25 protein-coding genes are annotated in these 24,266 nt (G+C 41.8%); 21 read left to right on the top strand and 4 right to left on the bottom strand.

Annotated elements, in window-relative coordinates; genetic code table 11:
- Positions 1–21 precede the first annotated feature (21 nt).
- Together AX660_RS22545 and AX660_RS22540 are read right to left on the bottom strand one after the other, a co-directional pair.
- Positions 22–3,138, bottom strand: coding sequence for a M6 family metalloprotease domain-containing protein (locus tag AX660_RS22545; protein ID WP_068382404.1), 3,117 nt, complete (start codon positions 3,136–3,138; stop codon positions 22–24).
- Between the two features lie 313 nt (positions 3,139–3,451).
- Positions 3,452–4,573 (bottom strand): zinc-binding dehydrogenase, encoded by a 1,122-nt coding sequence (locus AX660_RS22540; protein WP_068382401.1) that lies wholly within the window; start codon positions 4,571–4,573, stop codon positions 3,452–3,454.
- Between the two features lie 327 nt (positions 4,574–4,900).
- On the opposite strand from AX660_RS22540, the gene AX660_RS22535 reads away from it, so the two are divergent.
- From AX660_RS22535 to AX660_RS22505, 7 genes are all read left to right on the top strand, one after another.
- Positions 4,901–5,644: a putative porin gene (locus AX660_RS22535; RefSeq protein WP_068382399.1), complete on the top strand. Its 744-nt coding sequence runs from the start codon at positions 4,901–4,903 to the stop codon at positions 5,642–5,644.
- A gap of 133 nt (positions 5,645–5,777) precedes the next feature.
- Positions 5,778–6,434, top strand: coding sequence for a cupin domain-containing protein (locus AX660_RS22530; RefSeq protein WP_068382397.1), 657 nt, complete (start codon positions 5,778–5,780; stop codon positions 6,432–6,434).
- A 43-nt stretch (positions 6,435–6,477) separates the two neighbouring features.
- Positions 6,478–7,008 (top strand): lipocalin family protein, encoded by a 531-nt coding sequence (locus AX660_RS22525; RefSeq protein WP_068382395.1) that lies wholly within the window; start codon positions 6,478–6,480, stop codon positions 7,006–7,008.
- Positions 7,009–7,113: 105 nt separating this feature from the next.
- Entirely contained in the window at positions 7,114–7,635 is a 522-nt protein-coding gene (locus AX660_RS22520) for a hypothetical protein (protein WP_068382393.1), read from the top strand.
- 89 nt (positions 7,636–7,724) lie between these two features.
- Positions 7,725–8,057 (top strand): zinc ribbon domain-containing protein YjdM, encoded by a 333-nt coding sequence (locus tag AX660_RS22515; RefSeq protein WP_068382390.1) that lies wholly within the window; start codon positions 7,725–7,727, stop codon positions 8,055–8,057.
- Between the two features lie 275 nt (positions 8,058–8,332).
- Entirely contained in the window at positions 8,333–8,716 is a 384-nt protein-coding gene (locus tag AX660_RS22510) for a GntR family transcriptional regulator (protein WP_068382501.1), read from the top strand.
- Between the two features lie 21 nt (positions 8,717–8,737).
- Positions 8,738–9,586: a hypothetical protein gene (locus AX660_RS22505; protein ID WP_068382388.1), complete on the top strand. Its 849-nt coding sequence runs from the start codon at positions 8,738–8,740 to the stop codon at positions 9,584–9,586.
- A 3-nt stretch (positions 9,587–9,589) separates the two neighbouring features.
- Here AX660_RS22505 and AX660_RS22500 read toward each other — a convergent pair whose 3' ends face one another.
- Positions 9,590–11,329 (bottom strand): lysophospholipid acyltransferase family protein, encoded by a 1,740-nt coding sequence (locus AX660_RS22500; RefSeq protein ID WP_068382499.1) that lies wholly within the window; start codon positions 11,327–11,329, stop codon positions 9,590–9,592.
- A 212-nt stretch (positions 11,330–11,541) separates the two neighbouring features.
- Between AX660_RS22500 and pyrC the strand changes: the two genes are divergently transcribed.
- Genes pyrC through AX660_RS22475 form a run of 5 tightly spaced genes read left to right on the top strand, consistent with a single transcriptional unit; the run spans position 11,542 to position 15,978 of the window.
- The gene (gene pyrC / locus AX660_RS22495) at positions 11,542–12,573 is read left to right on the top strand and encodes a dihydroorotase (protein ID WP_068382386.1); all 1,032 of its coding nucleotides are present in this window, start codon (positions 11,542–11,544) and stop codon (positions 12,571–12,573) included.
- 32 nt (positions 12,574–12,605) lie between these two features.
- On the top strand, positions 12,606–13,403 hold the full coding sequence (locus AX660_RS22490; protein WP_157884373.1) for a substrate-binding periplasmic protein: 798 nt from the start codon (positions 12,606–12,608) through the stop codon (positions 13,401–13,403).
- A 52-nt stretch (positions 13,404–13,455) separates the two neighbouring features.
- Entirely contained in the window at positions 13,456–14,145 is a 690-nt protein-coding gene (locus tag AX660_RS22485; protein WP_068382382.1) for a crotonase/enoyl-CoA hydratase family protein, read from the top strand.
- 44 nt (positions 14,146–14,189) lie between these two features.
- Complete coding sequence (gene dbpA / locus AX660_RS22480) at positions 14,190–15,569, top strand: ATP-dependent RNA helicase DbpA (RefSeq protein WP_068382380.1); 1,380 nt, start codon at positions 14,190–14,192, stop codon at positions 15,567–15,569.
- 28 nt (positions 15,570–15,597) lie between these two features.
- Complete coding sequence (locus tag AX660_RS22475; protein WP_068382378.1) at positions 15,598–15,978, top strand: GFA family protein; 381 nt, start codon at positions 15,598–15,600, stop codon at positions 15,976–15,978.
- A gap of 122 nt (positions 15,979–16,100) precedes the next feature.
- Here AX660_RS22475 and AX660_RS22470 read toward each other — a convergent pair whose 3' ends face one another.
- The gene (locus AX660_RS22470; protein WP_068382498.1) at positions 16,101–16,886 is read right to left on the bottom strand and encodes a class I SAM-dependent methyltransferase; all 786 of its coding nucleotides are present in this window, start codon (positions 16,884–16,886) and stop codon (positions 16,101–16,103) included.
- A 226-nt stretch (positions 16,887–17,112) separates the two neighbouring features.
- On the opposite strand from AX660_RS22470, the gene AX660_RS22465 reads away from it, so the two are divergent.
- The 9 genes from AX660_RS22465 (at position 17,113) to AX660_RS22430 (ending at position 24,258) form a co-directional block, all read left to right on the top strand.
- The gene (locus AX660_RS22465) at positions 17,113–17,529 is read left to right on the top strand and encodes an MAPEG family protein (protein ID WP_068382376.1); all 417 of its coding nucleotides are present in this window, start codon (positions 17,113–17,115) and stop codon (positions 17,527–17,529) included.
- Between the two features lie 5 nt (positions 17,530–17,534).
- Entirely contained in the window at positions 17,535–17,666 is a 132-nt protein-coding gene (locus AX660_RS23660) for a hypothetical protein (RefSeq protein WP_268801405.1), read from the top strand.
- 26 nt (positions 17,667–17,692) lie between these two features.
- On the top strand, positions 17,693–19,534 hold the full coding sequence (locus AX660_RS22460) for an ABC transporter ATP-binding protein (protein WP_068382374.1): 1,842 nt from the start codon (positions 17,693–17,695) through the stop codon (positions 19,532–19,534).
- 338 nt (positions 19,535–19,872) lie between these two features.
- Positions 19,873–21,039, top strand: a complete 1,167-nt coding sequence (rutA, locus tag AX660_RS22455; protein ID WP_235594817.1) for a pyrimidine utilization protein A — start codon at positions 19,873–19,875, stop codon at positions 21,037–21,039.
- A complete protein-coding gene (gene rutB, locus AX660_RS22450; RefSeq protein WP_068382370.1) occupies positions 21,039–21,776 on the top strand; it encodes a pyrimidine utilization protein B in 738 nt (245 codons plus the stop codon). Before rutA ends, rutB begins: the two co-directional genes overlap by 1 nt.
- A 42-nt stretch (positions 21,777–21,818) precedes the next feature.
- The gene (gene rutC / locus AX660_RS22445) at positions 21,819–22,202 is read left to right on the top strand and encodes a pyrimidine utilization protein C (protein ID WP_068382368.1); all 384 of its coding nucleotides are present in this window, start codon (positions 21,819–21,821) and stop codon (positions 22,200–22,202) included.
- A gap of 91 nt (positions 22,203–22,293) precedes the next feature.
- Positions 22,294–23,079: a pyrimidine utilization protein D gene (gene rutD, locus AX660_RS22440; protein WP_068382365.1), complete on the top strand. Its 786-nt coding sequence runs from the start codon at positions 22,294–22,296 to the stop codon at positions 23,077–23,079.
- A gap of 33 nt (positions 23,080–23,112) precedes the next feature.
- The gene (locus tag AX660_RS22435; RefSeq protein WP_068382363.1) at positions 23,113–23,703 is read left to right on the top strand and encodes a malonic semialdehyde reductase; all 591 of its coding nucleotides are present in this window, start codon (positions 23,113–23,115) and stop codon (positions 23,701–23,703) included.
- 33 nt (positions 23,704–23,736) lie between these two features.
- Positions 23,737–24,258: a flavin reductase gene (locus tag AX660_RS22430; protein WP_068382361.1), complete on the top strand. Its 522-nt coding sequence runs from the start codon at positions 23,737–23,739 to the stop codon at positions 24,256–24,258.
- Positions 24,259–24,266 lie beyond the last annotated feature (8 nt).

The raw sequence follows: 24,266 nt of genomic DNA, 5'->3' as shown, positions 1-24,266 counted from the left end.
GTGACTCTCTGACATTTTTACTTATTTTTTGTGGGGATTAAGTAAGAATTTTTCGCCGAGTTTTTTTACATCTGTACATTTGCAGAGCGGCACTTTGCACGCCTGGTTTTGTCGCACAAAAAACAGCAAAAGTAACATAAGTATATTGTAAAAAGTTGTTGAGCCTCCTCCCGACGAGCTACTTGGATTGCCGCTGCTAGGTGGCGTTACTGCACTATCCCTTATGGTAATAGACACGGTGTCAGTTACCATTTCAGTGCCATCTGAAACGGATAATTCAAACACAACGGTTTGACTAGTTGAAACTTCAGGCGCAGGAAAAGTTGGCGTTAATGAATTTATACTTGATAGCGTCACAGCCGGGCCACTTGATTGACTCCAGGTAATTGTGAGGTTGTCATTATCATCATCTTTAGCAGACCCAGCTAAAGTTACTGAACTTCCTTCTGTAATAGTTTGATTTGAACCTGCAGAAATTATAGGTTTGCGATTAACATTCTTAATTGTTATTACAATTTGGTTAATCACAGTATCAATACCATCTGAAACGGATAATTCAAATACAACGTTTTGATTACTTGATACTTCAGGTGCAGTAAATGTTGGCGTTAATGAATTTATATTTGATAGCGTCACAGCAGGGCCACTTGATTGACTCCAGGTAATTGTGAGGTTGTCATCATCATCATCTTTAGCAGACCCGGCTAAGGTTACTGAGCTTCCTTCTGCAATAGTTTGATCTGAACCAGCAGATATTACCGGTTTGCGATTTATTGCAATACGTTCATTTACGCCTAAAAAAGCTAAGTAATTATTAAACAGCACACCTTTCGAGTATTTATCTAAACGGCGTGTTAAACAGCTAGAAATAATAACTTTAGCGCCTGAAACTTGCTGGTTTAAGCTACAAGTTCCTTGGGTTTGAAGCCATTGACCTGCATCCCAATCATAATAATCACCTGACGCTGTCAAAATAGTATGACTGTTTTCAATCGAGTCTTGAGCCTTAAATAGATCTACTTGCACGATGTCTTCACTTTCACTAAGTGACACATCGATAGCTCTTTGTTGGTAAACGTTGTCAGCAAAAACGTTAGTTACATTTAAACCTTCTTTTTCAACGTCAACCCCAAATAGATCAGAAAATTCCTGCGCAGAATAACTAAAAACGCCTTCACCTTGAATGATGATAGACCCGCCCTGATTGATATAATGACTAAAAGCAGCGACTTCATTAGAGGATGCCGCTCGCGCAATGCCATAGGCTGTTTTACTATCAGAGCCTTCTTCTATTGACACCCATGGTCCATTTGCCGAGCCATAATTCACAAACACAAAACTAAAATCAGTATTATCAAGCGGGAAAACAAAAGTACTCGTTACGATGTTAATACCTGCTTCAGATAACATCGATTCGAGCTGAGTATCGTTATCAATGTCACGTTTTCCTAATGAAACAATTAACGCGCTTTTTTCATTATTGAGATACATGACGTCACGATGTGCAGTACTAGAGTTTCCATCGCTATTGCTGACTTTAATGGCGACTTTATGTGAGCCCAACGTCATATTGTCGTCAGTCCAAACAATATTAAACGGAGCATCATGTAAAGTGGTTATCAGAGTGTTATCTACATATATTTCTACATTAGCAATGTCAGTATCAGCTAACGCCGCAACGGATGATGTTTCACCGTTTCTAAGGGCCTGATATTCGTCTAAATTAATTAAACTAAAATCAGGTACGTTAGGTAATATTTCACCAATAAAAGCTACGTTTTCGTCTACTGTCATATCAGCAATCTTGACGCCGGTTTGTAGTTGGGCATTATTTCGACTTTGTGGCATGGTGTCAGGAGAAAATTCTCCACCTGTGGTATAAAAGTCTTCAGCATTAGCCACGCTGCCTAGGTTTTCAATTTCATTTAAACCGTCAGCTTGTACTAATCGCAAAAATTTATCATCAGAATAGCTATTATCGTTTTTAAACCAACTCCATTCATTAAGTGTTGCGTCAACATGCCAAATTAATATTCCAGTATTGGGTAAGTAAGTGTCGTTAGCTTCTTGCTTTCTAGATTCAACAATGAAAAATTCATCATAAATAGTCGATTCATCTGCTGAGGGCATGATTAATAGGGCATCAGCAGTGGATGTTGATGAGAGCAAATTAATCGCTTCAGAACCACTGCCGACAAACTGAGGGGTTAACCAACCTAATAGATATTTACTAAAAGCATTATGATCATAATTTCCTCCCATTTGGTCTAGGCCACCAACACCACCTTTAGGGCCAATGTCGGGAGCATAATCATAGTAGTCAGCAAGTCCCATTGCATGGCCTGTTTCATGAATGAGCGTTTGCGCTGTGAAAGGACCTTCATCCACATCATAAGATACTTGCTGCCACGAAATCCCCCTCAAGGTTTTTCCATCTACTACAAATGAATCATCACCATAGGTAGAATAGGTTCCCCACCATAAGGACGCCCATTCTCCCGGGGGACCCGTCCAAATAACGGCAATGTAATCTATTGCGCCGTCACCATCGTTATCATACTGAGTAAAATCATGGCCTAGTGCTTCATGATGGTTGATCGCATCTTTTACTATTTGTTGTTTAACTTGCCATGCGTTATCGCCAGTATCTACTGGTCGAGGATGGGGGGCTTGATACCAATCAAGAACATTGCCTTGAATATCAACTTTGTTATAGGAAGAGCGTTTATAAAATTCCGTTAAGCTGTCATAGGGAAATAATTCTGCATCACCTTGTCCAAATATTTTATTGGCGATCTGTTCACGGCTATTGGTTGCTTTATGCAAATATTCAGGAAATTCAACCAGTAGTACTAACATTTTTGGTGTGCCTAAACTGGCAAAATTACCTAGAACGAGATCTGCTTTTTTATTGAATGACGTTGTAGATGAAGATGTCTTCAATTCGGCTCTGTACTTTAAATTGTTAAGCAAATTAGGGGCAATTTTAAGATTGCCATAGGCTTTGGCTCTCTCGGCTTTTTGTCTTAATGTTCCGTCTTTTTTGTATTTCTCAATTTGTTTTTCAGTAGGTGGCTGTGTTGCTTGAACGCTAAAATTTAAAAACAATAAAACAAGAAGTAAGAGTGATTTTTGCAATTGAATATTCCCTAATTAAATTTGTGATGTATGTAACGATTCATCACTTTAAGTTACTTGCTTTAGTCCATTAACTTACGGCAATAAGATGAAATTTGATGATAGGTTATCACTCACTTAATATGAAGAATTTTTTACCTACCATCGTAATTAGTGTGGCGAATAAAAGTACCTCAAACAGTAGGCCGAATAAAAAGGTCGAAGTGTGTATGCAATGTGGTTGAATAACTAAGCTTCTAGTAAAACACCCAATAGTTTAGGAGTAAAACATGGTCCAAATATGAACCATGTCTACTTAAAATGAGTTTTTAACTTAGCTTTTATTAGGGTTGATATAATACTTTTCGCCGGTCTTTTTGGCATTGTATTGCGCTATTACGGCCGGTGTCATGGCTTGTTCGAAACTGAGTTCGTTGCTAAAAGTAGTCGCAAATGTTGTTGTAATTTCAGCGGCAACTTGTTGGTATAATTCTCCAACACGCTCAGGCTTGAGTTTGCCCAAAAAGCGCATTAACAACCATCCGCCTATACCCCAAGTCATGCCAAAAGCGCGATTTAATATGGTAGGTGAAAAGTCCAGACCACCATAGATGTAAACTTGTTTATTGGCGGCTGAACCGTAGGTATTAAAGCCTGTTGCATCTTTACTGCCAACGTATTCCATGGCGCTTAAAATTTGACTTACCAGCTCACCTCCACCTATGGCGTCAAAGGCTAGAGTTGCGCCAGTTTCATCAATGGCTTGTACTAGTTGTTGCTTGAAGTCTTGGGCTGAAGAATCACAAATATATTTAGCGCCAATCTTTTGTAAAATATCGGCTTGTTGTTGATTACGCACAATGTTGACCACGTTAACACCTTGTGCCACACATATTTTATTGAGCATTTGCCCAAGAGCAGAAGCTGCAGCGGTATGCACCAAAGCACTATGACCTTCCATGCGCATGGTTTCAACCATACCAAGTGCGGTCAAGGGATTTACAAAAGAGGAAGCGGCGTCTTTTGCTGTTGTGTCTTGATGATGCACTATGCAGGATTGAATTGGCACACAACAATATTCTGCATAAGTGGCACCAGATAAAACCGCGACTGTTTTACCTAACATGGCTTGTGCGGCGGGATGTTCGCCCGCGGCTACCACAGTTCCTGCGCCTTCATTACCAATGGGTAAGGTTTGATCGATACGTGATTTCACGCGCGATAACATGCCGGGGTGTAAGGGAGCGATAAGTTGTTTTTTATCTTTATCGTAGCTCGCCTTTTCTAAATTGGCTGGCCCAAACATTGGCCACATATCCGATGGGTTTATTGGTGCAGCCTCGATACGCACTATTACTTCATGAGCTTTTGGGGTCGGCACATTCACTTCTTTCAGTGACATTTCTAATTGGTCACCTGAAGTGATTAAGGTAAAAAGTTGTTTTGATGTTTGCATAGTCATAACTCGCTGTAATGAAAAATAATCAAGTTCAGCCAGTGTAACAGTTTGTTTTCGCTCTTATGTACACACTGATGAATTGATCCCGATAAACTCCGGAAATAACAGTTAAATAACCTTGCCTCTATCTTTAACGTTTCCACAAATAAATGTCATCGTAGGCACAAGCCAATTCAGAGTCGATTCAGTTGGGGTTAAGTTGAAAAACGTATAAATGTCGCAAGTTTAGCGGGGTGAGCCAAATTCATATTGGACTCAATGTTAAACGTTTTTGCGGATTTTCATCTCAAGTCTGTCGACTTTATATTTAAGGAAAAGTAACAAATGAAAAAAATGACTTATGTAGCTTCACTCTTCGCCTTCGGTTTAATCAGCGGTGTAGCACATGCCGATTTTACTACTGAATTAAATGCTTCAGTAGTTAAAGCAGATGACTTAAAAGTTTTTGGCTTAGGTGGCAGTTATTATTTTGATCGTGTAAATACCAACAAAGGTCCGCTAGCTGAAGCGGCCTTTTTGGATAAACAAAGCTCAGTAGATGCAGTGTTTACCCGCTTTGATTATGATGGAAACAATCTCAATGCTTGGGCCTTAGCTGGCACTTATGTAGTGCAAGGTTCTGGTTTATATCTCAATGCTTCAGTCGCCCATTTAAACGGATATTCAGAAGATATCTACGGTTTTGGTGGTGGGTATTATTTAAGTCGTGATTTGACGGTGTATGTTGATACAGAATTTGATGAAGATTTAAATTATTTGGGCATGAGTTTAGGCAGTAAAAAGTTGTTTGATCTTGGCAGTGAACGCTACGTCAGTTTGCAAGGTGTTTATAATAATCCTGATGAAGGTGATGATAGTTTTGCACTATCCAGTGATTTTTATCTTAACCGCGCTTTATCTGTTGGGTTTGGTTACGAGTGGGCAGACAAGTTTAGTGACGGCATAAGTAGCGTGCGCAGCCAATGGTTTGTGAATAAGCAGTTTGCCGTATCGGCTGAAGTATCTTATGCCGACTATGATAGTGGTTCTGACACCAGTTACATGTTGGGTGCCACTATGCGCTTTTAGGGTATAAGGCTTTAAGTAGAAATCAATAACAAGGGCGCTGAGGCGCCCTTGTTTTATGGCTCGACAAACCCATCTCCAAGGTTAACTATTATTTTAAACATCGATAAAATCTTATGCTGAATCAAGGCTACCTATGTTAAATCAAGACTATGAGCAAAGAGTGGTGATTGAAACGTCTTTATTAGCTTGGGAGGATTCTCCTGCCAAGGGCGTAACACGTAAGAAGTTAGAACGAGAAGATGCTGAGCGTGGTAGGGCAACCTCTATTGTACGTTATGCCGCTGGCTCTGAGTTCCCTACTCATAAACACCCTTATGGTGAAGAAATTTTTGTACTCGAAGGCGTGTTTTCTGATGAAAATGGCGATTATCCTGCAGGCACTTATTTACGTAATCCTGCAGGCAGCTCCCATGCGCCTTTTTCAAAACAAGGTTGTACCCTGTTTGTAAAGCTTTGTTATTTTGATCCCCAAGACAATTCACATGTAATAATTAATACTGTGCAGCAAGCTTGGTTGCAAGGTATGGTAGATGGCTTACAGGTTATGCCTTTACACACTTTTGCTACCCAAAATACTGCATTGGTGAAATGGTCTAGCCATACAAGGTTTAATCTCCATAAGCATATGGGCGGCGAAGAAATACTGGTTCTACAAGGTGAATTTTGTGATGAGCACGGACGTTATCCCGCCTTAAGTTGGTTGCGTAATCCCCACCTTAGCCAGCATCAACCTTTTGTGGAGGAACAAGAAACCATCATTTTGGTCAAGACAGGGCACTTACCTATTTAATCTGTGCTCAGGTGATTTAATAACGTTATGGAGGATTTACTCAATGACATTAGCTGAACTCTATAAAACCCTAGGCTGTTTTTTAAGTATCTTTTTACTGAGTGCTTGTACCTCTATTCCCGAAGGTATTGAGCCAGTTGATGGATTTGAATTACCTCGTTATCTGGGCAAGTGGTATGAAATAGCGCGCTTTGATCATTCATTTGAACGTGGTCTAGAGCAGGTTAGTGCAGACTATTCTCTGCGTGACGATGGGGGCGTTAAAGTGCTTAATCGTGGTTTTAATGCCCAATCACAAGAGTGGGATGAAGCCGAAGGCAAGGCGTATTTTGTACAAAACAGTGATGTTGGTCATTTGAAAGTGTCGTTTTTTGGGCCTTTTTATGCGAGTTATGTGATCTTTTTATTAGATAAAGAAAATTACAATTACGCTGTGATAACGGGGCCTGATCGGGATTATCTGTGGATTTTAGCGCGTACACCAAAATTGTCGCCAGAGGTACAGGAGCATATTTTGCAGCAAGCACGTATTGCTGGTTTTGCGACCGATAAACTCATTTGGGTCAAACATTAGTTCTAGTTTTTAAAACTGTTAGTTAATTTGAAATAAAACATCGCTGTCTTAGGTCAATAGGAGATGTGCCTTTACACCGCAAAACCAGAATAAAATAGGAAATACATGGCTAACAATAATATTGAGCTTGAAAGCCAGTTACAAATAGTTGAGCAAGCTATTGAGTTTTTAAGCAAGGTATCTGTTGAGCATTATCAGCAAGTGCTTAAACCCCATTTTACTGGGAGTATGGGCGCGCACATGCGGCATATTCTTGATCACTATATAGCTTTACAACAAGGTTTGAGCTCACACATTGTTGATTATAATCGCCGTCATCGGGATTCCGATGTAGCGCTTTGCCCTAAAAGTGCTTTGCAGTCGTGGTTACAAATCAAAACGTGGTTAATTGATGTTGGCCGTTTAGAGACAAATTTAAGTTTAACTATAGTGTGTGAAATTTCGCTAACCACAAGTCAAAACAGTCAAACTACCTCCACTTTAGGGCGAGAACTGTTGTTTGTAGCTAGCCACGCCATCCATCATTTTTCCTTGTTATTAGTGATGAGTTCCTTGCAAGGTAAGCATTGCTCCCCCAATTTTGGTCTAGCCCCGGCAACGGCCAGTCATTTGCGTCAAAGTGCCTAGTAATCCTTATAAAAAGTAGGGATAATTCCGCTCCCAAAAATTTAGTTATTAGCAAAAAATTAGCTAATAACCCGTGTTAAGGATGCTCCATGAGCGATTTACCCAATTGTCCTGCCTGTCAGTCTGAATATACTTATGAAGATGGCTTAAATTATGTCTGCCCAGAATGTGCTCATGAGTGGTCGAAAGAGGCGGTTGCAGAAGATGAAAAAATTATAAAAGATGCCAATGGCAATACCTTACAAGACGGCGACACTGTCACAGTGATCAAAGACTTAAAGGTCAAGGGCTCGTCACTGGTAGTTAAAGTAGGTACCAAAGTGAAAAACATCCGTTTGGTGGATGGCGATCACGATATCGATTGTAAAATTGATGGCATTGGCGCCATGAAACTCAAGTCTGAGTTTGTTAAAAAAGTATAAGTCAGTACCAGTGCCAGTTTGTTTAACCAAACAAACTGGCTCATTCTTTAATTCCTCCCCGTGTTTGTTAATTCTTTTTTATTGTCCCGTTACGCCTTTTTTATCTTCATTAACTGATTGAATTAAATTGATTTATTTTGAAATCCAAAGCTGCTGTTGGGGTCGAATTTAGTTTTTGCATTTCTTTCGCTACATTTTTTATTGATTAATATTTGACTAATTTTGAGTTAGTTGTACCATTACGTCACATGGTTCAACTGGTTCAATTAAATACGATGCAAATTACAATTGATATTGATGACCCCGTCCCTTTGTTTACTCAGCTCATTGAGCAAGTAAAACGAGCGATTGCAGATGAGCAGTTAGCACCGGGTGATCCTCTGCCTTCCATCAGACAGTTAGCGGGTGACTTGGAGTTAAATAGCAAGACGGTGGCAAAAGCCTACAAGCTACTGGAACGTGATTCGGTGATCCAAATGCGCGGTTACCGAGGCACTTTTGTGCACCCAGATGCTAAAGCTAATTGTTCGCTCGATTATGCTGCTTGGACGGCTGAATTGCTCAACGACACCATTACAAAATTACGTGAATCAGGGGTAACCGATTCTGAAATTCGCATTGCTTTTACTCAGGCAATGAATCAAGCCATTCGTTATTAGCAACACATAAAGGAACAAAACATGGAAACTAACTATCTCGCTTATTTGGTTTTTTTAGCGCAACTTATATTGCTTTCGTATTACTACCCGACAAAAATTGCGGGTCGTATTAAACAATTGCTACAAGATTATCCATCGAGTGCTTATCCCAAGTTATACCCTCAATCTGAAGCTAAATTATTGGCTGGGCAGCAACTATTTAAGTGGCTTAATTGGGGAATTTTAATAGTAGGTACACTTGTATTGGGCATGGTCATTTTTATGATAGAGCAGGAAACAAAAACGGCCGGACAACTCGCATTTATTCCATTGTTTTTAGGATTGGGCCAAGCCATCCCCTATGCATTACTTGAGTTGTCCAATTTTAAACAACTCAAAGTCATGCGTGAACTCAATACCCAGAGCAAACGTCAAGCAGAGCTCGCGCCACGTAATTTATTTAGTTTTATCTCGCCTACCAAGGTGTTCAGCGCCGCAGTATTGTTTGTCACCTGCGTTGTTAGTTTGCTGTATTTTGAAAACTTCAGCTTAAGCAATGAATTAATGATTTTGCTGGGGGCCCTGTTATTGAGCAATGGCCTTTTTGTTTTTGTGACGATTAATCTGTTATATGGCAAAAAGATGGACCCCCATCAAAGCGCCAGTGACAGAGTTAAGGTGATCCGCGCTAATCTCAACTCTTTTGTGTATACCAGTATTTTGATCAGTGTTTTTTTTATATTTAATAAGAGCGTAGATGCCTTTAATTGGCAGCACATTGAGATTATTTTCAATAGTTTGTATTGGCAATTGGTAATTTCTTTCAGTGTGGGTAGTTTGCTGCGTGGCACACGATTGTCTGAGATTAATTTTGAGGTATATCGTGCCTAGCGCTTAGTGTTTTTCACGATATTTTTGCCAACCTTCTGCCAAATACAGCTTAAGCAGTTTTTCTGGGGCAGAAGGTAAATCAACACTGAGCAATAAACCTGGCGTAGCGTTAAAGTGTTGATCTATACCCAAACAATGAAAAGTAGCACCGAGTTTTTCATAGTGTTTAAGCAAAATAGGGACATCTTTACCATCTGGTTCAATGCCTTTTAATAAAGCACTAAGGTGAGGACGCAGCCTATGTTGCTCGCAAAAATCCTGCACCTCGGGCGCCAGCTTAAAGTCGAAAGCAAGCCTAGGTTGAACGCTGTCGGTTGGGGTTACCATGGCTTTTTCAATTAAGGCAACACTACGGGGATCATACAGTTTGCTAATTGATACTGTGCCGTAGAGGGCCCGATATTGGGGATACTGACAGACAAAAGCACCTATGCCACGCCACAATAAATACAAACCTTGAAAACTACGTTGGTATTCTGGAATTAAAAATGAGCGGCCCATTTCCAAACAAGCTTGCTGACGATTAACAAACTCAGGACCAAATTCAAACATGCGATGTAAATACAGCGCGTCTAATTTGCCTTCAGCCAATAAAAGATCCGTTTGTCCCATGCGGTAGGCGCCAATGATTTGTCCCGTTGCTGGTTTTAATACAAAAAGGTGGGTGTAGCTGTCATCAAATTTGTCGCTATCGACAGGCTCGCCGCTGCCTTCATTGTGTTGACGAAAAACTAATTCGCGTAGTCGTGCGATTTCAAGCAGGGTATTGGGCATTTGATGTTTGTAGCCAAAATAAACCGCGAGATCTTTGTGAGCCAGTAAATGTTGTTCTGTCGGTAAGTTGTGTACTTCTTGCAAAATGATATTGCCCACAATGGCCGGATGTAGTGGCTTTAATTGTGTGACTGGATCGGGGGCCCATGGTGTTTGCCATAAGGGGTCCAATAAATAACTTTGCGCGCGCATTAGCTGAGTTTGCACTTCTAGGTTGTCAGTACTTTTGTACGCAGAACTGGCAACGGAGTTGCTGCTTGATAGCTGAATTTGTGCATCGCGTTTGTTGCTTAATTCTCTGGGTAACATAAGCATTCTAAGGCGGTAATAGAGTCGACCTAAGAGGTAAAATAAACGGCTATTTTGTCCACTTACAAAAACCGTCATAAAGTTTGCCTCACTACGATTAGTTAGGCTTGCCACTAATCTATTCCACTTATGATCGGCAATGCGTTTACTGTCTTTGTGAAAATAACTGACTCGTCCGGCAGGGAAAATAAGTAAGGCTCCATTATTTTTAAGGTGTTTAAGACAAGAGCGAATAGAGGACGCATTTTGTTTATCGTTTTCAACCAAGGGATTAGTAAAAATAAAATAGTCGCTAAGCTCTGGAAATATTTTCAAACCTTTATTGGCCAGTACTTTTATATCTGGCCTTACTTGCTCAATGGCCCAAGCTAAAATAACGCCTTCTATGCCACCAAAGGGATGATTACTGGCAATGACTACAGGGCCTTGTTGAGGAATTTTGCCACATAACTCATCGACGCCACTTACTTGGATATTCATGCCTTGCAGTAATCGACTGGCAAATTGCGTTTTGTTTAAGCCATGTAATTCATGGGTTTGATAAAGTTTGTCTAAGTGATGAATGCCTAATACTTTGTCCAAAATTGTGATAGCCACTTTAGTCCGTCTATTTTGTCGTTTTTGCGCTATGAGATTGAGCAGGCTAATGGCTAGGGGCATGGTTTTTCTTTCCATCACAACGAATAATTTTGTTTGAATATATTGGGTTATTAAACCGGAATTTTCAGCCATTAATTTCAAATCTATTTTATTAATGTCAATTAGTACGAGGTATAGGAGCTAATAAACAAACAACAGTTATTTTGCGTTGAGTTTTGCGGCATAATAGCCAACTTAGTTTAGTAATAGTGTGAAGGTTGACGGGTTACTCAATGCAAGCAATAACAATTACCACGCCAGACGATTGGCATTTACATTTTAGAGATGGCGACATACTAGCAGAAACGGTTCCAGCTACGGCACGGTGTTTTGCTCGTGCGATAGTGATGCCCAATTTAGTGCCGCCAATTACCACGGCAAAAATGGCCCTAGAGTATAAAAGTCGTATTATGCAGGCCCGTGGTTCTTACGTTAATTTTGAGCCCTTGATGACTTTATATCTAACGAACCAAACCTCGGTTAAGGATATTCAAGAAGCCAAACAAGCGGGTATTCTGGCTGCTAAAATGTATCCCGCCGGTGCCACCACCAACTCTGACGCCGCAGTTAAAGGCATAGAGTTGTTGTATCCGGTATTTGCAGAAATGGCCGAGCAGGGCATGTTGTTACTTATCCATGGTGAAGTGACTGACAGCCATGTGGATATCTTTGATCGCGAACAAGCTTTTATTGATTTGTATATGCACAAACTGGTCAGTGATTTCCCTCAGTTAAAAATAGTGTTTGAACACATCACCACCGCTGGTGCCGTGGACTTTGTTAATGCCAGTTCGGCTAATGTTGCCGCGACAATTACCCCTCAGCACTTGTTATTAAACCGTAATGATATGCTGGTGGGTGGTGTCAGACCTCATAATTACTGTTTGCCAGTACTAAAACGCAGTACTCACCAACACGCTTTACGTGCGGCCGTTGCTAGTGGCTCCGCAAAGTTCTTTTTAGGTACTGATTCTGCCCCCCATGAAAAACACCGCAAAGAGTCAGCTTGTGGTTGTGCGGGTTGTTATAGTGCATGGAGTGCTTTAGAGCTCTACGCCCAAGTATTTGAAGACTTGGGTGCCTTGGATAAACTCGAAGCTTTTGCCAGTTTTAATGGCGCCGATTTTTATGGCCTGCCACGTAATACTGGGAAAGTGACTCTGGTAAAACAAGCGTGGCAGGTGCCTGAGTCAATTACCTTACCAAATGGTAATCCCATCGTGCCCTTTTTTGCAGGGCAAACCATCAATTGGCAGTTGCAGTAATTAAGCCCAGAACCAACAGACTAATGGCAAACATGATAAAAACGTTTGTCATGTTACTGCTGTTATGTGTTGGTCAGGTTAACGCTGAACAGCCCAAATTGTGGGTTTTAACCAATCTTGAACCACCTTTTAGTCAACAAAATGAACGCGGTCAGTTTGAGGGGATTATTGTTGATATTACCAATGGAATATTAGGTGAAGCTGGTATAGACCAACAAATATTGGCTGCTCCGTGGGAAAGGGTATTTAAAGAAGCGGCCAGTAAAGCCAACGTAATGACAGTTGGGGTTGCTCGGATTATCGAGCGTGAAGATCAGTTTATTTGGCTGACACCACTGACGTCAGCCATCGTAGGCGTATTTAGTTTAGACGCTCCTAAACAGCCAATAGGTCAACTGAGTGAGCTTAACTTGACAGACTCCATAGGTGTACTTGATGGTGATTATCGTCTAACGCTTTTACAACAAGCGGGTGCCACTAATATTGTGATCCTTAATAGTTGGCTTGAAGGCACAGAAAAACTTTTAGATGGTAAAATTTCCAATCTGTTTTTGTCGACTATTGGTATACAGCTCATGTGTAAAAAATTGCAACGAGACTGTCACCATGTAAAACGAATATTGACCTATGAACAAATTACAGCCTATGTCGCATTGTCAAAAGGAACCGATAGCATCACTATTGCAAGGTTAACTAAGGCGGCAGCAAGCTACAAAAACAGTCAGGCGTTTAAGCAAACAACGCAAAAATGGATTAGCCAATACGAACAACAAAATGGTCTACAAATGCACTTAGATAAAGGTGTTATTAATCTGTGGGCCAAAGATTGAGATTTTTTTTCATATAATTTAGCACTTAGCTATTAATCGCGGATTACACAAGATGACTACACTAGTTACCCTGCATATAGCAGACAATGTCGCTACCTTGACACTCAACAATGGTAAGGTAAATGCCATATCTCATCAGGTAATTGATGAATTCAATCAAGCCTTAGATTTGGCAGAACAAAACAAAGCAGTTGTTGTTATTACGGGGCAACCCGGCATGTTATCTGCTGGTTATGATTTAAATGTAATGCGTGAAAGCATGGCCGCAGCGATGCAGCTAGTCGAAAAAGGCTCCACACTTGCACGCCGTTTATTGTCTTTTCCTTTTCCGGTGGTGGTGGCTTGTAGTGGTCATGCGGTAGCCAAAGGTGCCTTTTTGTTATTGGCTGCGGACTATCGTATAGGTGTTGAAGGCCCTTTTAAAATTGGGCTCAATGAAGTGGCTATCGGAATGACCATGCATCATGCTGGGGTGGAATTGGCGCGAGGCAGATTGGCTCCGGTGTTTTTTAATCGCACCGTTATATTAGCCGAAATGATGTCGCCCGTTGATGCAGTAACAGCTGGCTTTTTAGATAAGGTGGTCAGTCTAGATGCCTTTATTCCGACCACGGCGGCAATTGCTCAAATGCTGACTAAATTGGATATGAAATCCCATTATCAGACCAAATTAAAAGCCAGAGCAGAGTTGTTAACTGTGCTGGATCAATCAATTTTAAAAGATCGCGATAGTTCGCTCTAAGCCTTGCCGCGATCATTAATTAGTTAACCTTTAAAGAGATTATTGTGAATAAAGAATTTGCTTCACTTGGCCTTAAGCCCGCCTTGCTTGATAACCTAGAAACGCTAGGTTTTACCCAAATGACAGACATTCAAGCGGGCAGTTTACCCGCCATATTGCAAGGCAAGGATGTGGTAGCCAAAGCTAAAACGGGGAGTGGTAAAACCGCAGCCTTTGGTTTGGGTTTATTGCAAAATTTACAGGTTGAACGCTTTCGTATTCAGTCTTTGGTTTTGTGTCCCACTCGTGAATTGGCCGAGCAAGTTGCCGAAGAAATTCGCCGTTTGGCGCGGGGCATTCATAACATCAAAGTACTTACTTTGTGTGGTGGTGTGCCCATGGGTCCACAAATTGGCTCACTAGAACACGGTGCGCATATTATTGTGGGTACGCCAGGACGGATTATCGATCACTTGTCGCGTCAACGTCTGGACTTAAGCGAAGTTAATACACTAGTACTAGACGAAGCCGATCGTATGTTAGATATGGGTTTTGAAGATGAAATGGCCTCAGTCATTCGCCATATCCCCACCAATCGTCAAACCTTATTATTTTCAGCTACTTATCCGGATACCATCGCGCAGATTAGCGCCCAGGTGCAAACTAACCCGGTACAAGTCAGCGTGGATGCAGCCCATGATACTAGCAGTATTGAACAGATCTTTTTTGAAGTAGATGAAGCCCACCGTATACAAGCGGTAGCGGCATTGTTGAGTCACTATCAACCTGAATCGGCGATCATTTTTTGTAATACCAAAATTGCCTGCCAAGAGGTGGCTGATGAGTTGATTAGTCTCGGCGTCTCGGCTCTTGCCTTACACGGCGATCTAGAGCAAAAAGATCGTACTCAGGTACTTACTCGTTTTGCTAACAAAAGTGCTTCCGTTTTAATTGCTACTGATGTGGCGTCACGTGGTCTGGATGTGAAAGAAGTCAACGCAGTAATTTCATATCAAATCACTCCTGATCCCGAAGTACACATTCACCGCATTGGTCGTACGGGTAGGGCAGATGCTAAAGGATTGGCTTTAACCTTAGTTTCTCCAAAAGAAATGGCCAGAGCCAATGCCATCGAAGACTACCAAGGATCTAAGGTTAAATGGTTGGGCATTCAGTCTATTCGTTTTCATCAAAACCGTTTGGTTGAACCTGAGTTTGTCACTATTTGTATTGATGGTGGTAAAAAAGACAAACTGCGCCCAGGTGATATCTTAGGTGCCTTAACCAAAGATGCCGAAGTACCCAATGACGACGTGGGTAAAATTAACGTTACCACTACCCATACCTATGTGGCGATTAAAACCCGTAGCGTAAAACGCAGCTTAAAACAGTTTAACGAAGGCAAGCTAAAAGGCCGTAAATTTAAGGCCCGTAAACTGGGTTAGTCCGTCAGTTTCAAACCTAGGAAGTTGAATGATTTATCAGGGTAGTTGTCATTGTAAGGCCGTGACTTTTGAAATTGAGGCACCGGCTGATCTTGATGTGGATTACTGTAACTGCTCAATTTGTACTAAGTCGGGATTTTTGCATTTAATTTTACCGCTGAGTAAATTTACTTTACTCAGCGGAGCAGAAAATCTAAGCACTTATACTTTTAACACTGGCGTGGCTAAACATACCTTTTGCCAAACCTGTGGTATGAAAGCTTTTTATACTCCGCGCTCCAATCCTGACGGTATCGATATCAATGTTAATTGCCTAGATACTAAGCCCAACTCAGTAAAGATCGTTGAATTTGATGGCCAAAATTGGGAAGTGGGAGCTCACAAATTGGCACATAAAAGTGTTTTGTAAAAGCAGCAACTAGTTGCTAGTAAATAGACACTAGTAAAGGCCAAAGCAAGGAATTTTACCAAAGCGATCTTTTTGTTTTTAACTAGCGGCTAGTATCTATTTACTAGCCACTGTTTGAGTATTTACTGCTTCACAAACTTATAAATAAACCTGTCTGTTTTGCCACGTATGCTTGGATCAAACACCAATTTAGTGTGATCGTCACTTTCGTTGCGCAGATAAAAAGCTTCTTCTATCAATTTGAAGCCAGCATCTTTCAATTGAAATTTAACAATATCGGGATCGATGCGATGCAGAGTATTAGCGGCTTCGTAGCCAGACCCTGTTTTGCCTACGTGATCTACAATCACTAAAACGCCGGTATCTTTTAAAGCGGTTTTGATTGCAGCTAGGGCTACGCGGTAGTCAACCACCTCGTCGCGCAGTTTAACGAGTTTGCCATCCTGCAGCACTTCAGTAAAAAACAAGTCATGGTAATTCAGTGCGGTAAAGGCAATATCGATTGAACCCGCAGGTACTGCCATATTGGCGATGGCCACATTATCCAATCGTTGAACATTGGGTAATCTATTATCTTTGGTGCGTGCTGTGATATCTTTTTCGGCAAAACGCCAAATGACTTCATCATTTTGCACATACACTTTGCCTTGTGGGCCGACCGCTCGTGAAAACAGTTCACTATACCAACCACCGCCAGCGGCCAGATCCAGCACGTGATTGCCACTTGATACACCAGTAAATGCCATGATCTTGACTGGCTGACGCGTTTCGTCTCTCGTTTTATCGGCTATGGGTCTGTTTGAATCATTCAGCAGGGCAGACAATTCTTGATTGGATAACTTACCGTGATGAGCGGCATGCAACACAGTTGTAAAAAGTAACAAAGGTAGCAGTAGTATTTTTTGCATGATGTGGTCCTTTACTTCGCGGTTTAAACAATCAAAAGTGTAGTTTAAGAGACTGATATTGCCGGATTTTAATTTCACGGGATGATAAAAAAAGCCATGTTCATTCATTTAACAAACTGCTAACTTATGTCTTGTTACTCCAATACATTGCACACAGTATTAGTAGTTTACAGCCTAAACTATTGGGCAATGAAATAACAATAACAAACCTTAAAGAGAGTTGACTATGAACGAGACGATTATTGCCCTACTTGGTTATATTGCTTGGATGGTTATCTTGTTAGTCGCACTGGCGGTTTATCGCAGTAGCTTGGTGATGAGGCGCAAACGCGCCCCCAATGGTTTTAAAGCCGATGGTTCGGATTCACCTCCTTTTGGTCAACGATTGACTCGGGCCCAAGCAAATTGTGTAGAAAGTTTTGCCTTTATTGGTGGTTTGATGCTTTTGGCATTAGCTACAGATTCTGCGGTGATTACCAATGGTTTAGCGTATGTCTTATTGATAGCGCGTTTGGGGCAGTCGCTCAGCCATTTAATATCAACATCTAATTTAGCTGTACAAATTCGTTTTGCCTTCTTTTTAGTACAAGTAGGCATTTGTTTGTTTTGGATTATGCGCTTAGCAACTAAGTTTATGGCATAGTAATAATGCGTGCAGTAAAGCAAGCAGCAAAAGCATTTAAGGACACTGATGTTGCGATGATGTTAACGTTATGGCAAACGTCACAGCAGAAAAAAATTGACTCAAAAATGCAAGAATTAGGGTATGGTACGCAGTAAATTATATTGAGTACCTTTGCCCTTACATGTTTTCATTTTTCGAACGTCTTACCAACCCTTTTCCTAGTTACACTCCTCAACAACCACCCACGACTCTGTTGGCTTTTTGTCGATATTATTCGCAGGGAATGTGGCCGGCCATCATTGCGGTATCCCTACTCGCGGGCACTATCGCGATGCTTGAAGTATCCATTTTTGGCTTCTTAGGTCAGTTAGTTGACTGGCTGGCAGAGCGTGACAGAACGACTTTTATTGAGCAGGAACTTTCTAGTTTGTTATGGATGGGAGCCTTGATCCTACTCATATTGCCGTGTTTGGTGATTTTCCAGTCTCTGTTAACTCATCAGGCCTTATTGGGAAATTTCCCGATGCGGATCCGCTGGCAAGCCCATCGTTATGTAATAGGCCAAAGTCTGAGCTTTTTTCAAAACGAATTTGCTGGACGGGTAGCGACTAAGGTGATGCAAACGTCTTTAGCCGTGCGTGAAACGGTGATGAAAACTTTGGATATCTTTGTCTATGTGAGTGTGTATTTTGTCAGCATAATGGTATTAGTAATTAGTGCCGACTGGCGACTCAGTGCGCCGCTGTTTGTATGGTTTATTATCTATATATTTATCCTCAAATTATTGGTGCCAAAACTGAAAAAAGTTTCACAACAACAAGCCGATGCGCGATCCTTAATGACGGGGCGGATTGTTGATAGTTACACCAATATCACCACGGTCAAACTGTTTGCTCATACCAGCCGAGAAGCCGATTACGCTAAACAAGGTATGGACGCATTTTTGCAACGTGTTTATCCACAAATGCGTTTAGTCACGGTGCTAAATGGCTGTGTATGGTTTAACAACGCATTTTTAATTTTTGGCATCGGCAGCTTATCGATTTATTTGTGGTTGCAGCAAGCGATTACCCCAGGTGATATCGCGATAGCCATAACTCTTTGTTTACGCCTTAACAACATGTCGCAATGGATCATGTGGGAAGTATCAAGCCTGTTTGAAAACATTGGTACTGTACAGGATGGTATTAACAGCTTGTCAGTGCCAGTGGCAGTGAAAGATGTAGCAGATGCGCCGCAGTTAGAGGTTAGTGGTGGTGCCATAGAGTTTAAACAGGTGTGTTTTGCATACGACAGCCCAGATATGGCAAGCAGTGTCATTTTTAAAAACTTAGACATAAAAATTAAGCCGGGTGAGAAAGTCGGTTTAGTCGGGCGTTCTGGTGCGGGTAAATCTACATTAGTGAATTTGTTATTGCGTTTTTATGATATTCAAAGTGGTGAGATTGTGATCGATGGGCAAAATATCAGCCAAATCAGCCAGGAAAGTCTTAGAGCCAATATCAGCTTGGTGACACAAGATACTTCGTTATTACATCGTTCGGTGCGTGACAACATACTGTATGGCCGCTTGGATGCCACCGAAGAAGATATGTTACATGCAGCCAGACAAGCTGAATCCCATGAGTTTATCCAGACGCTGTCGGATTTAGAAGGCCGCATTGGTTATGACGCTCATGTTGGTGAGCGTGGAGTTAAGCTCTCAGGCGGACAAAGACAGCGTATCGCGATTGCTCGGGTGATGCTCAAAGATGCGCCTATTTTAATCCTCGATGAAGCGACATCAGCACTAGATTCGGAAGTGGAAGCCGCTATTCAGCAATGTCTTAATACCATCATGCGCAACAAAACGGTATTAGCCATTGCCCATCGTTTATCAACCATCGCGCAGATGGATAGGTTATTGGTTTTAGATCAAGGTTGCATAGTCGAAAGTGGTACCCATGCTGAATTGCTGCAAAAAGGCGGCATTTACGCCAAGTTATGGGCTCATCAAACCGGCGGGTTTATTGGTTTAGAGTAAAAGTATACTTCTTAGCTTACTTTGCCCTTGAGGCGAAGTAAGCCCTATTTCGTCCCTCCATACAGTGACATTCTTTTTTTCGTAAAGCTCAATTCGGCTTAATGATTGCCAACGAACACCCCTCCCTCTCTTAGCATGAGACTTTGCTAAACAGCTGGCTCATAAGCCTCCTATTCTGGTTGCATCATTTTTGCACAAACTGCACAAGGTTAACGCTCCAAATTGGACTAATTGGTCTGCTTTATGTGTATTAATCATGTAACCTGCTGTTTTTAATGGCTTTTAAATGTTTGGCTTGGATTGTGCTGTCTATTTGCCAAGAGCGAAGGACTGCTTGCGTGTCAGCATCAACAAACGGAGCGCCATGTTGTGGCGTAAAAACCGATAACAAAAACAAAAGTGAGACGATTATGGACGTGGGTATATTTATTCCAATTGGCAACAACGGCTGGTTAATTTCCAGTACGTCACCACAATACAAACCAAGCTTTGATTTGAACAAAGAGATAGTGCAAAAAGCCGAGCACTACGGACTGGATTTCGCGTTGTCGATGATAAAATTGAGGGGCTTTGGTGGTAAAACCGAGTTTTGGGATTATAACCTAGAGTCTTTCACCCTTATGGCTGGTTTGGCGGCAGTCACGCAAAAAATAAAACTATATGCGACTGCTGCCACGCTGGTTATGCCTCCAGCGATTATGGCTAGAATGACCACAACCATCGACTCCATCTCCCATGGTCGTTTTGGTGTTAACTTAATTACCGGCTGGCAACGTCCTGAATATTCGCAAATGGGCATGTGGCCTGGAGATGAGTTTTTCTCTAATCGCTACGAATATCTGGCCGAGTATATTCAAGTGTGTAAAGAGCTTTGGTCTACCGGGCGTAGCGATTTTAAAGGTGAGCATTTCCAAATGGATGATTGCCACATGCTACCTAAACCGCAAGCAGACATTCCCATTATTTGTGCCGGACAAAGTGCCGCAGGAATGGAATTTTCCGCTCAGCATGCCAACTATAACTTCTGTTTTGGCAAAGGATTAAACACGCCAACCGCTTTTGCACCAACCGCCCAAAGATTAAAACAAGTAGCTGATAATATTGGCCGCAAGGTTGGTTCAGTTGTCCTAATTATGGTCATCGCAGATGAAACTGACGAGCTGGCGATGGCTAAATGGGAGCGTTATAAAGCGGGTAAAGATCAAGATGCCCTTGATTGGATGACAACCCAAGGCGCAGTAGATAAAAAATCCGGTAAAGACACCAATGTACGTGACATGACCGATCCTACTTCAGCAGTAAATTTAAATATGGGAACCTTAGTCGGATCCTTTGCCTCAGTGGCGGCCATGTTAGATGAAATCGATACGGTCGAAGGCTGTGAAGGGGTATTACTGACGTTTGATGATTTTATTCAGGGTATGGATGACTACGGTCAAAAAATTCAACCGCTGATGAAGTCTCGTCAGCATATCATTGCGTCTAAGTGTGAGCAGGTAGCCTAATGCCGACCGTCACTGAATTTACCGTTGCGGGTTACTGCTCAGGAACTGAGGTGGGTGAGGTTATCCTTCCCGCACAGCCAGAGCCATTAGCCTTGAAACTGAGCGAAAGCGCTTTAATCGTCGTCGATATGCAAAACGCCTATGCCTCTAAAAATGGCTATTTAGACAAAGCAGGATTTGATATTTCAAGCACAGGAACTGTGATTGAGCAAACCGCTAAAGCAATAGAAATGGCTCGAAAAGCCGGCATGCACATTGTGTTTTTTCAAAATGGCTGGGATCAACAATATAGCGAAGCGGGGGGCCCTGGTTCACCTAATTGGTATAAATCTAACGCCTTAAAGACCATGCGTAAAAATCCAGAGTTAATGGGCACTTTGTTGGCAAAAGGAACATGGGATTATCAGCTAGTTGATGAGTTGCAACCGCAAGAAGGTGACATTGTTATTCCTAAGACTCGGTATAGCGGCTTTTACAATACCAACTTAGACAGCATGTTGCGCAGCCGTGGAATACGTAACTTAGTGTTTACCGGTATTGCCACCAATGTATGCGTGGAGTCCACCTTACGAGACGGATTTTTTCTGGAATACTTTGGGGTTGTGCTGGCTGATGCAACTCATCAAGCGGGTTCAAGTGCTATACAAGAGTCGTCCCTCTTTAACATAGCCACGTTTTTTGGTTGGGTCTCGACGGTAGAGGCCTTTAGCCAAACAATTCATAGCAAAATAGCGTAACTGAAGTTTATTAATACTGCGTTTTTACAATAGGGAAACAGCATGACTAAAAAATCGATTATCCCCCCAGGTACAGGCAAGCCTTTAGCGCCCTATGTCCCAGGCTCAATGGCTGACAATATCCTGTATGTTTCAGGTACTTTGGCCTTTGATAAAGACAATAACGTGGTACATGTAGGCGATGCAGAAGCGCAAACTCGTCATGTATTAGAGACGATTAAAGGAGTGGTAGAAGCTGCTGGAGGCACGATGGATGATGTTACGTTTAACACTATTATGCTGACTAACTGGGACGACTATCCAGCCTTGAATAAAGTATATGCAGAGTATTTTCCTGGTGAAAAACCTGCTCGGTATTGCATTCAGTGTGGTTTAGTTAAACCTGATGCCTTGGTGGAAATTGCCAGCATTGCGCATATTGCTTAGCCCAAGGTGACAAGTGTGAAATTAATTTTCAAGTTAGTGGGTGCCTTGCTTATTAGGCCATGTGCTGGCTTGATGCATTATGAGGTAGTTTATGTATTTTGAAGTGCTACCTGCTAAAAAAACTAAGGCGGCTACGGTTGTTTTAAGCTCTGGTTTGGGCGGCTCCGCCCATTTTTGGCATAAACAACTCGCTGCCTTGAGTACTGATTATCAGGTTATTGTTTATGATCAGCTCGGCACCGGTCGCAGTCCTGCAGCCTTGCCCAAAGATTATTCCATACAGCATATGAGTAATGAATTATCAGAATTACTTGATTCACTCGATATTAACCTATGCCATTTTGTTGGACATGCCCTAGGTGGTTTAGTGGGTATGCAGCTAGCCGTAGACCGTCCAGCATTATTGCAATCTTTGGTGCTGATAAATGCGTGGAGTAGCCCCAATCCGCATACCTTACGTTGCTTCAATATAAGAAAGGCGATATTAGAGAGTTGTTCTGCAGAAATTTATCTGCAGACCCAAGCCCTGCTTTTGTATCCGCCAGATTGGATCGTAAACAATATTGATTTAATGCAAAAGGAAGAACAGCTTGCTTTGAGACACTTTCCTGACAAAACAAATTTGTTAGCGCGGATCAGTGCTTTAAGTCAGTTTGATAATGAGGCACAGCTACGTGAATTTCACGTTCCTACATTGGTTGTTGCCAACAAAGATGACATGTTAGTGCCTTGGCAGCGCTCCCAGTGGTTGGCAAACAAACTACCGGCGGCGACCTTAACCTTATTTGATTACGGTGGTCATGCGTCAAGCATTACCACCCCTGAAACTTTTAATTCATTATTATTGGAGCAACTAGGTCGATTTTCTGTGGCGTAAACGCAGATTATTGCACCTGATTAGATAAACATTATGACAACACCATTAGATACATCATCACTTGAACAGCTTTTTAGTGAAGCCCATACCCACGTAAGCTGGCAAGACAAAGCTATTCCTGAATCGCTAATTCATCAGCTTTACGATTTAGTTAAGCTTGGGCCTACCTCTGCAAATTGTTGTCCAGCTCGTTTTGTATTTATTACCTCCGATGAAGGCAGAGAAAAGCTAAAGCCTGCATTGTCGAGCGGTAACTTAGAAAAAACTATGACAGCGCCGTGCACCGTGATCGTGGCCTATGATGAAACATTTTACGAGCACTTACCCATGCTGTTTCCTTATGCGGATGCTAAAAGTTGGTTTACTTCCAGCCCTGAAGCGGCTTATGAAACCGCGATGCGCAATAGTTCTTTGCAAGGTGCCTATTTGATTAGCGCGGCTAGGGCGCTTGGTTTAGATACTGGGCCGATGTCAGGTTTTGATGCTAAACGATTAAATGAACTCTTTTTTGCTGATAGCACTTGGAAAGTAAACTTTTTAATCAACTTGGGCTACGGCGATGGTCTGAAAGTACACAAACGTTTACCCCGTCTTGAATTTGAACAATCTTGTCAGATTCTATAAACACAACCCAATAAAATAAGGAGTTCAGTCTGCATGAGCGCACTAAGTAATCTAAAAATGGACGATGCTGCCAAGTGCATATCGGCTGACGCATTTCGTAATGGCATGGCGTGTTTGCCCGGCGCAGTAAATATCGTAACAACGAACTTAGGTGCTGAAAAAGCGGGATTTACTGCCACGGCAGTTTGTAGTGTTAGTGATAATCCCCCAACGTTGCTGGTGTGTTTGAACCGCGGTGCCTCAGTTCATCAACGTTTTAGCCAAGCAACAAACCTAGTGATTAATACCTTAGGTGCAGGTCAAGATGCCTTGTCTAATGTCTTTGGTGGTAAAGCGCCCATGGAAGAGCGTTTTGCTCAAGGTCAGTGGGATACGTTAGTCACGGGAGCCCCGATTTTAGCAAACGCTGCAGTCTCATTTGACTGCAAAATAACCGCAAGGCAGAGTGTTGCTACCCATGATGTGTTTTTCTGCGAGGTACTTGCTATTAAACAAAATGATGAGGCAGGTGCACTTTTGTACTTCCAACGTGCTTATCATCATCTCGAAAAATAACTTGCACT

It is taken from the genome of Paraglaciecola hydrolytica (assembly GCF_001565895.1).
Taxonomy (GTDB): Bacteria; Pseudomonadota; Gammaproteobacteria; order Enterobacterales; family Alteromonadaceae; genus Paraglaciecola; species Paraglaciecola hydrolytica.
Note: the sequence above shows the minus strand (reverse complement) of the source record. Positions and strands in the feature narration are given on the sequence as shown.